Below are 11,134 nucleotides of genomic sequence, written 5' to 3' on the forward strand. Positions count from 1 at the left end.
GTGAGATTAAGTGACCTAAAAGATAGGGCTGAGAGCGTCAAAAAATGACGTATTTTCATTGAGGTGTTACTATTTTTCCAATGTATTGCCTCATGAAGATCATGTTAAATGAACAGGTGCCATATTTAGCTATATGATGGGACAAGTTTTGGCTGTGGCTCATGTTTTATGACAGGTAAGAGAGATATTTTTGTTGACAGTTGATTTATCTAAATTGGCTTAAAATAGCGATCGGAGTGTTGAAAGATGGATTGCTTTTATTAATATTTAATAAAGATTTATAGAATGTTATGCTCGGCATAGTTCACTTATTTATATGTATGTATCCAATAGGGCCATTGCATAAAACAGCCGTCGGAGAGAATTGATGCTCAACAATAAATTGCCACCACTTTATCCGCATTTAAAAAGTAAAAACGAGACATTAAGTTTAATTCATGGCATTTATGCAGGCATATTGAGCTGTGCATTGGCAGTTGTATTGTATTTGGAGTATCAGCAACATACGATGAACGTGGTGGAGCTAAGTGTATTGTGTGCTGGCATTGGGCTGTTCATTGCACTCAATATTGTGGCTTGTCTCAAAGTGAAGAAAGGTGCCAATCAGGGATTGATTTTGTCGCGGATTTTAGCTGTATTGATGCTTTTGAGCTTTCCGATCGGCACGCTACTAGGTGCTTTTGCATTATGGAAAAGTTTAAAGTCTCAGTGGGAAGTTTAAGCTTCAGGTGTGGGGGCGGCTGAAATTATTTTTAAATGAAGCTTGCTTAGAGTAGAAAGGTCGTTTGAAATAAAGTCGTGATAGCTGGTGCTTTGCCTGCATAGCTGTTTAAGCACATTTTTTTGATAAGCAATTGAAAATAAATATGACAAAACATGTATTTTTTGTTTTAAAAAATATCTTAATTATTCAATTATCTATAAGATTTATTGTAGGAAGTGATCTGAATAATTGACGTTATTGACAGTTTCTACAGATAAAAAAATAAAATTGCCATAAACAAAAAATAAAAACGATTTAAAGTAGTATGCAACAAGTTGCAAAGCCCATTATAAGGATTCGCCATGACAACTAGCTATGCAAATATATTAAAGCCCCTGCATTTAGGATTTACCACCATTAAAAACCGTGTGGTCATGGGTTCTATGCATACCGGGCTAGAAGACCGTTTTTATAACTATCCTAAATTGGCTGCCTATTTTGGTGAGCGTGCCAAAGGGGGAGTTGGTCTGATTATTACGGGCGGTATTTCGCCTAACCGCTCGGGATGGCTATTACCTGCTGGCGGTACAATGAATACCTTGGGTGATATTGCACCGCATCGTTTAGTCACACATGCTGTACATAAGCATGGCGCAAAAATATTGATGCAAATCTTGCATGCAGGACGTTATGGTTATCAGCCGTTTGTTGTATCTGCGAGTCCAATCAAATCGCCTATTTCGCCATTTAAACCACGTCAAATGAGCGAAAAGCAAATTTTAGATACCATTCAGGACTATGCACATACCGCAGGCCTTGCACAAAAAGCAGGATATGATGGTGTGGAAATTATGGGTTCGGAAGGTTATTTACTGAACCAGTTTTTAAGTCGCCATGTGAATCAGCGTCAGGACCAATGGGGTGGTGACATTGAAAACCGTATGCGCTTTGCAGTGCAGATTGTGAAAGCCATTCGTGCACAAGCGGGTGAAAAATTTATTATTTGTTTCCGTTTATCACTATTGGATTTAGTGCATGATGGCAACACTATGCAAGAAGTCATTACCGTGGCGAAGGCCTTAGAAGAAGCGGGCATAACCCTATTAAATACAGGCATAGGTTGGCATGAAGCACGTATTCCAACCATTGTGACGTCAGTACCACGCGCGGCATTTGTGGACTATACCGCAGAAGTGAAAAAGCATGTATCTGTGCCAGTGATTGCATCTAACCGTATTAACATGCCTGAAACAGCAGAAGAAATATTGGCCGCAGGAAAAGCCGATATGGTGCAAATGGCACGTCCTTTATTGGCCGATCCATTTTGGGTAAATAAAACGGCGACCAACCGTGTTGATGAAATTAATACTTGTATTGCCTGTAACCAAGCGTGTTTAGATCATACTTTTAAAAATCAACGCGCAACGTGTTTGGTCAACCCTCGCGCAGCTTATGAAACTGAATTGGTATATGTAAAAGCCAAAAAAGCTAAACGGATTGCCGTAGTAGGTGGTGGTGTGGCAGGTATGTCTGCAGCGACTGTGGCAGCCAGCCGAGGCCATCATGTGACTTTATTTGAAGCGACTAATGAAGTTGGCGGTCAGTTTAACTTGGCTAAAGTTGTGCCAGGCAAAGAAGAATTTCACGAGACTATTCGTTATTTCAAAGTGCAGCTTGAAAAAACGGGTGTCGATTTGCGTTTAAATACCAAAGTAAACCGTGAGCAATTAGAGCGTGAAGGTTTTGAAGAAGTGATTGTGGCAACAGGTGTTGTACCACGTGCTTTAAAAATTGAAGGCAGTGATGCACCTCAAGTCTTATCTTATGCTGAAGTTTTGCGTGGTGCGCCTGTGGGTGAGCGCGTTGCCGTGATTGGTGCGGGTGGTATTGGTTTTGATGTGTCAGAGTTTTTACTCAAGCCACCACATCAAAAACAGCCACAGCCTTTAAATGAATGGCAACGTGAATGGGGCGTAGATCCAAATGTAAATTATGTGTCTGAAGGTGGTATGCAACCTGCAGAAATTCATCCACCAGTACGTGAAATTTATTTGTTACAACGTAAAACTACAGCTTTGGGTGCGGGTTTGGGCAAAACCTCTGGCTGGGTTCACCGTGCACAATTAAAGAAACATGCGGTGCGTATGCTACGCGGTGTGCAGTATAAAGCTGTGACCACTGAGGGATTATGGATTGAAACAGCTGGGCATGATCAGTTGTTGCGTGTAGATACCGTTGTGGTGTGTGCAGGGCAAGAGTCTGTGAAAGATGTGATGCCTCAATCTACAGAACATACACTTGCAAATTACCATATTATTGGTGGCGCAAAATTGGCAGCAGAATTAGATGCGAAGCGTGCAATTCGAGAAGGTGCTGAATTGGCAGCCAGCTTATAATGGTTTTGGTGAAACAATATTCATTTGAATGGTTTAACTGAATTTTTTGCTTGTCATCCTAGGGAAAGCACCGTATGATGGCGCACATGGAAGCGTGGCAGAGCGGTTTAATGCACCGGTCTTGAAAACCGACGAGGGCTTATACCCCTCCGTGAGTTCGAATCTCACCGCTTCCGCCAAATTCAAAAACCCCAATCGAAAGATTGGGGTTTTTTTTATGGATTGATTTTTTTAGATGAACTTTAATTTAAAAAACAGATTGTAAATATTAAAATAAACAGTTTTAACGATTTAAATTCATTCTTTATAGTGTGCGCATTAAACAAGCAAATCCAATACAAGCATTTACCAGTGGGCTTGGGTGGATCTTTTGTAGAATGCTGGCAATGAGGATGTACGAAATGTTAAAACTAATGACGGCTGTAATCGTAGCGACTGTACTGAGCGCTTGTGCTTTCGATCCTGTGGCTTATGAGCAATTGCGCCAAACAGAAAATTTGCAACACAACCGTACAATGGGCTAAGCACAGTTATCATCGGTTGTTTGTGTAAAGTAAAAGCAATTAAAAAAAGCCCTGAAGAATCAGGGCTTTTTAAGTGTTTATTTTTTAAAGTGAAGCCTATATATAGTTAAGCCACTTTTTCTGGTAAATCAAACCAAATCACTTGTGTGTCTTCCAGGGCTTCAATTTCACTATGCTCTAGAAAGGCAATTGCACCGCCAGTTTCAATGGTATGTTCTGCAATTTTGATTTTGCCTTCTACCACATGCACATAGTTTAAATGCTGGGTTTGCTCAACAGGTAGTTTTTGACCTTTGCTGAGTACCGCAGTTTTCACTTCAGCATTTTGGCGGATATGCATCGGTGCATTGTCATTTGGACCACAGATCAAATGCCATTGATTTGGCGCTTCATGTGGATCCAGACGAATCTGTTGATAATTCGGTTTTGCATCACGCTCATTTGGAATAATCCAAATTTGCAGTAAATGTACCTGTTCATCACCTTGATTCATTTCGCTATGACGGATGCCTGTACCAGCACTCATCAATTGCCATTCACCAGCAGCAATACCGCCGTGGTTGCCCATACTGTCTTTATGGGTAATGGTGCCTTTTAACACACAGGTTAAAATTTCCATATTGTCATGTGGATGCTGCCCAAAGCCTTGATGACCATCAATGAGGTCATCATTGATTACACGAAGCGCACTCACGCCCATATAGTCAGGGTTATACCAATTACCAAAAGAGAAGCTGTGTTTAGATTCAAGCCAGCCCATTTTCACATGGCCACGGTTTTCACTTGGATGTAAGAACGCATTCATGATGGTCTTCCTGTATTATTTTTAACTTGAAGTTATTTTAGTGTTTTATATCTGTTTTAAATACAGCGAAAAAGCAATGTTATGTTGCAAAAATGAGATGATAGAATTAGCTTTAATCAGCATAGTTTGACTAAAAGGTGCTGAGTTACAACATTGGCAATGGATATTCTGTGCATATTATTTGGGTTATAGTGGTCAAATATTAGTAATTTAAAATAGAAAAAGGCGTTTCTCTTTGCAGAAAAACGCCTTGTTTAAGCAGAAGCAGGCCTTCGATTATTCTAAGAATTTAACCGTTACGCCTGATTTTACTTTCTTACCAAGATCGTTAGCATCCCAGTTGGTTAAACGGATACAGCCGTGTGAAGCAGTTTTAGAAATTGCAGACGGATTAGGTGTACCGTGAATACCGAATGATTTTTTACTTAAACCAATCCAGATATTGCCGACAGGACCATTTGGACCAGGTGGTAATGACAGTGGCTTTTTGTTATTGCCCTGAACAAAGTTAGATGGCGAGTAGCTGTACCAAGGGTTTGGTGCAACGCCTGTCACTTTGTATGTTCCCGTAGGTGATGGTGTGTCCGAGCTACCAATGGTTGCAGGGAATGAACCGATCATTTGGTTACGACTGTTAAATAAATACAGTTGTTTTGCACCTTTATGGGCAACAATTAAATGAATGTCTTCTGGTACTTCGTTACGAATGTTCGCAACAATGATCTTTTCACCAGCTTTTGCAAAAGTTGCTTTAGGATTTAATTTCTTTAAGAAATCTTCGTCCATGTGGAACTTTTCACCTAACATTTCAGTCACACGTGTGTAGTACAAGCCTGGCATTTTGGCTTGAAGTGCGTAATCATGTGGAATTGACTTTGCATACGGGCCTTTAATATCTGCATCGGTAATGGTGTATTCAATAAATGCAGCTTTGCCAGCTTGGTTAGCAACAAGCTTATCCCAAGTTTCTTTGGTTAGCGTACCTGTAGGTTTAATGCCATTCATTTGTTGGAAAGAGGCAATCGCTTTTAAAGTGTTTTTGCCGCTAGAGCCATCAATTGCACCAGGTGACGCATGCGCATTGTTTAGCATCACGTGTGCACGTGCATAAACAGGGAATTGGCCTTTACCAATATTTTCAAACCACTGCGCATTATTCATGCCATCTAAAGTCCAAGAGGCTTTAGCCGCAGGTGAGGTTGTCGCTGGCGTTGTTGTGTTTGTAGCATTACCAATATCAGCTGTCTGATCTTCAGTATTTTGTAATGTATTGAGCGTATCAGAAGCGCTATTTAAATCTTTTTGTTCTTGAGCAGTAATTTTTGCAGAAGTATTCGCGACAGGCGAAGAAGCAGCGTCAGCAGCTAGAGGATCAATTGGGTCTTGAACAGCAACATCTGTGAGAACTTTTGGATTTAATGGTTGTTCAGCAGTAGATGCGGCTAAAGCTGTACCAGCAAATATGCAACTTAAACTCAAAGTGAGTATTGTGCGAACGAACATATAATTCAACCTTAAGAATTATTCATTTACTATGTGAAAAACGGCTACAAGTATTGCAGAAAAAAATGGGCGGTGCAGTAATTGTTTTGTGTAATTATCATTTTTAGCATTGAACTTGATCGGTTTTTAAAACGCTGAGAAGTTATTAAATTATGAGCCTTTTTGTTATGATGGGCGAAATGTCGAGAAATGATAGGAAAGTACATGACGACCTTAAAAAATGATCGTTTTTTGCGTGCTTTATTGCGTGAACCAGTTGATACAACACCTGTTTGGATGATGCGTCAAGCTGGACGTTATTTACCAGAATACCGTGCCACGCGTGCGACAGCGGGTGACTTCCTATCGCTATGTAAAAACAAAGATTTTGCTTGTGAAGTCACTTTACAGCCTTTACGTCGCTATGAGCTTGATGCTGCGATTTTATTTTCAGATATTTTGACCGTGCCTGATGCCTTAGGCTTAGGTCTGTACTTTGAAACAGGTGAAGGTCCAAAATTTCATAAAACTGTACGTACCGAGCAAGATGTTGCGAATTTACCTAAGTTAAATGTCAAATCTGACTTAGATTATGTCATGAATGCAGTGTCAACCATTCGTTCAGCTTTGGGTGGTCAAGTTCCACTGATTGGTTTTTCGGGTAGCCCTTGGACGCTAGCAACTTATATGGTTGAAGGTGGTTCAAGTAAGGATTTTCGTTTTACCAAGCAAATGATGTATGCACAACCTGAAGTTTTGCATGCGTTGTTGTCGCATTTGGCTGATGCTGTAACAGATTATTTAAATGCACAAATTGATGCTGGTGCACAAGCTGTACAAATTTTTGATAGCTGGGGCGGTGCTTTAGCACATCGCGAATACATTGAATTTTCGTTGAATTATATGCAACGCATTGTGAATGGTTTACAGCGTGAAAAAGATGGTCGTAAAGTCCCAGTTATTTTATTTACCAAAGGTGGTGGTCAGTGGTTAGAGCCAATGATCGCTACGGGTGCAGATGCTTTTGGCCTAGATTGGACAACCAACTTGCACACTGCACGTCAAACAGTAGCAGGCCGTGCAGCATTGCAAGGTAATCTAGACCCAGCAACTTTATATGGCACGCCAGCTTCAATTGCCAAAGCCACCAAAGCGATGTTGGATGATGCTTATGCCAATGGTGAAAAAACGGGCTATGTTGCAAACTTAGGTCATGGAATTACACAATGGGTCGATCCAGAAAACCCACGTGCATTCATTGATACTGTGCATGAATACAGCGCTAAGTATTTGTAAAACATACTTGGAAATACTTAGGATTCAACAGTGATTGCCATTTTAAAATCATGTTTTGAGTTCTCATATAAGGCAGCTTCGGCTGCCTTATTTGGGATACTGCTGTTAATTGCCTTTGTGGTGACGGCTTCGATGGGAAGCACAGAACATTGGGGCTTTTTCCGTTACGACTATTTATTATTTTATGCCCTAATTATTCAGATCTGTTTGCTGTATTTAAAATTAGAATCTTGGGCTGAAGCTAAAGTCATTGCGCTATTTCATGTGGTTGCAATGGTCATGGAAATATTTTTAACTCATCCGCAAATTGCATCGTGGCAATATCCACAGCCTGCGGTATTTAAAATACTCACTGTACCTTTATTTGCTGGGTTTATGTATTCGGCAGTGGGAAGCTTTTTTGCGCGTTCCTTGCGTTTATATCAGGTTTCATTTGAGAAACTTCCTAGCATTGCCAATATGCTCAGCCTTGCTGTACTGTCTTATATTAACTTTATGAGCAAGTTTTTTATTCCGGACTACCGTGCGGTTTTGTTTGCATGGAGTGTGTTTATTTTCTGGAAAACTAAAATTACGTTTAGATTGAATGCTCATCAATTCCAATTACCGATGTTACCTGTATTGGTCGTGTTGGCCTTTATAATTTGGATTGCAGAAAATATTAGTACCTTTTATCAAATCTGGTTGTATCCGAGTCAAGTGGATGCATGGCACATGGTGGGATGGGCGAAGCTAGGTTCTTGGTATTTATTGCTTTTGTTGAGTTTAGTTCTGGTGTTAAACATATTGGGTGAACGTAGCCAAATAGGCCAATGGCGCTTAAAAGCAGAGCCAAATCAGTAGTTGGTCGAATATTACAATTTGACTTCAAAATAGCTTTGCTTTTGGGTAAAGCTTTCGTCTAATCTACAGTTGCGTAAAGTAATACGCTAATTAAAAAATGACACTCATAAAGTGATTTCTGGAGAAACATCATGTTAAAAAAAATAGCTTTAGCTGCCGTTTTAGCAGTAGGTTCAACAGCTGCATTTGCTGATCGTGATGCGGGTTGTGGTATTGGTTCACAAGTATGGGCTGGTCAGTCTGGTAAGCTTCCAAAATTACTAGCTGCAACAACGAATGGCATTTTCTTTAACCAACTTTTTGGTATTACATTTGGTACGATTGGTTGTAATGGTTCAGGTACAGTAACTGCACAAGCAGCGACATTTACCAATGAAAATTCTGAGGCTTTGGCGCGTGATATGGCAGTAGGTCAAGGTGAGAGCCTGAATGTATTGGCTGAATTACTTCATATTAAAGCAGAAGATAAAGCACGTTTCTTTGCGGTATCTAAAGCTAATTTTGCAGAAATTTACGCATCTGAAAATTCAAATTCACTTCAAGTATTGTCTTCTTTACAGTCAGTAATGGCGAAAGACGAAGTGCTCAAAGCATACGTATAATAATGCAGCACAAAGCCCTGTCTATATGACGGGGTATTTTATGTCTTTTTGATTCATATTATTGCTTAGATTATAAATTATGAAATTACTGTGTTGGTTGGTGGTGTTGTGTATGCCAAGTGTAGGACTTGCTGCGACAGAGCGTGCTCAAGCAAATTCGATAGATGCTACCAATACGCCCATGCCGATTCAGAACTCATCTAGTCAATATGTAATTCATGCGGAGAAAATTCAGCACTATATACAGCAAGCACATACGCTTCAATTGGCGCAGCGGCCAACATGGCAAGCTTTAATGTATCGTAATGCGAAAGGGCAAAGTGATGTTCAGTATGCAAAGTATTTTGTCAGTGCGAAGGGTGCACAAGATTTACAAGCCGAGCTAGATGCCAATATAGAGGCATTATTTAAAGCCAGTGAAGATAATGCATCAGTACGTTGCAAATTTCCTGCACGTAGCCAATGGCTTATTCAGGTACTAGAGATTCCAGCAGCTGAGTTGCCTGTAGTTCATTGCCCTGATTTAGATGATTGGTACAGTAAAATTAAGCCTTATAAAGCCACAGTGATTTATGCAACTGACTTTATGGGCAATCCTAGCTCGATGTTTGGTCATACCTTATTAAGGATAGATCCTGCCAATCAAAAACAGCTGAACTTAGTATCTTATGCAATCAATTATGCGGCAACGGTACAAAGCGCAGAGAGCTGGTCTTATGCATGGAAGGGTTTAACAGGACAATATCTTGGTGAATATTCACTGATGCCATATTATCGCAAAGTGAAGGAATATGGCGATTTTGAAAGTCGTGATTTGTGGGAATATGAGCTGAATTTAACAGAGCAGGAAACGCAGTTTTTGGTGCTTCATATTTGGGAAATGCAGCATGTCAGTTTTCCTTATTATTTTGTGAGTGATAACTGTGCATATCGTATTTTAGGCCTGCTTGATTTGGTCCGCCCTGAGTTGCATTTAGCAGAAAATTTTAAACACACTGCAATCCCTATTGAAACCATAAAAATTTTAGAGCAAAAGGGTTTGGTCAGCCAAAAAATATATCGACCAGCTTTAGAAACACAATTACTGGCACAGGCCAAACAGCATGGGGCACAGCTGGCTGGTCAGGCACATCAAGTGGCGTGGTCTGAGCCTACACAAATGTCATCTGTACTTGCGCCGTATACACAGAATGATCAAGCAAAAATTCTAGAAATGGGCTATGACGATTTATATTTGGCTCTTACGTCATCTAAAGTGCCTGCAACATTTGCACAACCACGCTTACGTCAACTGTTAATTTTACGTAGTCAAATTCAGCTAGATAAACAGCGCGAAGAGGTCTCTACGCCTGAGCATGATCCATCACAAGGGCATTATGCTAAAAATGTAATGTTGGCGACGGGCGAATCGCAAGGCAAGGGATTTGTCGAAATATCACATCGGCAGGCCTATCATGATTTAATTGATCCGCCTTGGGGGTATCGCTTAGGAACACAGCTTAAGTTTTTAGAAGGTGCACTGCGTTATCAAGATGATCAGTTAAAACTGAAGCAGTTAGAGCTTCTCTCAGTCAATTCCTATAACCCAATTTCACCCTTTAAAAACCCACTGTCTTGGGGGTTTAACTTAGGTTGGCAGCAGGAAGCTTTAGATGAACGAGGTCAGTTTAGTAAAAACACACAACATGGCGTCGCACGTTTAACGACACAAGCAGGTTATAGCTGGGCCAATGCAGTACATAACTGGTTATGTTATGGACAATTGCAAAGTAATGTTCAAGCCTCATCTGCTTTGGATGATGGCTGGCGCATAGGTGTAGGACCAACAGTGGGCTGTCAGACGGTATGGAATTCAAATATCAATAGCCTGACTCAGTTGGAAATGCCCTATTGGTCGGACAGTCATCGATGGAATCTTCGATTGAGCCAGCAAATTCAATATCTGATTCGGCCACAACATAGCTTAAATTTGAGTTATGAATATCAGTTGCAAAATTGGTCAGATTGGAATGAAGTCAAATTAGGCTATCGTTATTTCTTTCAATAGTGGCATTCGTTTAACTGGGTAACTAGTCGTGTGAAAAAATAATATGATGCAATCCAGCGCCGAGGTAATGAGTGATGAATATGTGGGGCACTTTTCAACTGTGGCGCTGTGAAGGATGGCTACTTTGCTTAAGTTTTCATAAAAGGTTTTGAATAATTATTAAGTTTATATTAATCATAGTTATAATTTTGAAAATGAAAGAAAAATCAATGTATTTATAACCTCTTAGATTCTCAAATGAAGTGCAACAGAGATTAATGTATTGGAAGAAAGCAAGATGAGTTAGCATTATGCTTCCGACCGACCAAAGGGCTTTGTTGCACAAACCTATCGTTAAGGGCTTATTCCACAATATAATTTCCAAATGAACAAGCCTGCACCTAAAATTTATCGTACCACCAATTGGTCTTCTTATAATCGAGCATTAATAAATCGA

9 protein-coding genes and 1 tRNA gene are annotated in these 11,134 nt (G+C 40.1%); 8 read left to right on the plus strand and 2 right to left on the minus strand.

Features of this window, described 5'->3' with window-relative positions:
- The first annotated feature begins 367 nt into the window (after positions 1–367).
- From DYI81_RS14960 to DYI81_RS18255, 4 genes are all read left to right on the plus strand, one after another.
- Positions 368–721 (plus strand): hypothetical protein, encoded by a 354-nt coding sequence (locus DYI81_RS14960; protein ID WP_117007978.1) that lies wholly within the window; start codon positions 368–370, stop codon positions 719–721.
- Positions 722–1,065: 344 nt separating this feature from the next.
- Positions 1,066–3,099, plus strand: a complete 2,034-nt coding sequence (locus DYI81_RS14965) for an NADPH-dependent 2,4-dienoyl-CoA reductase (protein ID WP_117007979.1) — start codon at positions 1,066–1,068, stop codon at positions 3,097–3,099.
- Positions 3,100–3,187: 88 nt separating this feature from the next.
- Positions 3,188–3,278 (plus strand) — tRNA-Ser (locus DYI81_RS14970).
- Positions 3,279–3,500: 222 nt separating this feature from the next.
- Entirely contained in the window at positions 3,501–3,623 is a 123-nt protein-coding gene (locus tag DYI81_RS18255; RefSeq protein WP_256733489.1) for a hypothetical protein, read from the plus strand.
- Positions 3,624–3,729: 106 nt separating this feature from the next.
- Here DYI81_RS18255 and DYI81_RS14975 read toward each other — a convergent pair whose 3' ends face one another.
- Positions 3,730–4,428, minus strand: coding sequence for a pirin-like bicupin family protein (locus tag DYI81_RS14975; protein WP_117007980.1), 699 nt, complete (start codon positions 4,426–4,428; stop codon positions 3,730–3,732).
- A gap of 276 nt (positions 4,429–4,704) precedes the next feature.
- Complete coding sequence (locus DYI81_RS14980) at positions 4,705–5,931, minus strand: L,D-transpeptidase (protein WP_117007981.1); 1,227 nt, start codon at positions 5,929–5,931, stop codon at positions 4,705–4,707.
- Between the two features lie 204 nt (positions 5,932–6,135).
- Here DYI81_RS14980 and hemE point away from each other — a divergent pair, with 204 nt between their 5' ends.
- The 4 genes from hemE to DYI81_RS15000 all read left to right on the plus strand — a co-directional run bounded on the left by hemE (position 6,136) and on the right by DYI81_RS15000 (position 10,698).
- Complete coding sequence (hemE, locus tag DYI81_RS14985) at positions 6,136–7,206, plus strand: uroporphyrinogen decarboxylase (RefSeq protein ID WP_117007982.1); 1,071 nt, start codon at positions 6,136–6,138, stop codon at positions 7,204–7,206.
- 33 nt (positions 7,207–7,239) lie between these two features.
- Positions 7,240–8,049, plus strand: a complete 810-nt coding sequence (locus tag DYI81_RS14990; protein ID WP_240627435.1) for a DUF817 domain-containing protein — start codon at positions 7,240–7,242, stop codon at positions 8,047–8,049.
- 131 nt (positions 8,050–8,180) lie between these two features.
- Complete coding sequence (locus DYI81_RS14995; protein WP_117007984.1) at positions 8,181–8,651, plus strand: DUF3015 family protein; 471 nt, start codon at positions 8,181–8,183, stop codon at positions 8,649–8,651.
- Positions 8,652–8,832: 181 nt separating this feature from the next.
- The gene (locus DYI81_RS15000; protein WP_240627437.1) at positions 8,833–10,698 is read left to right on the plus strand and encodes a DUF4105 domain-containing protein; all 1,866 of its coding nucleotides are present in this window, start codon (positions 8,833–8,835) and stop codon (positions 10,696–10,698) included.
- Positions 10,699–11,134 lie beyond the last annotated feature (436 nt).

This window comes from Acinetobacter sp. SWAC5 (assembly GCF_003419885.1).
Classification (GTDB): domain Bacteria; phylum Pseudomonadota; class Gammaproteobacteria; order Pseudomonadales; family Moraxellaceae; genus Acinetobacter; species Acinetobacter cumulans.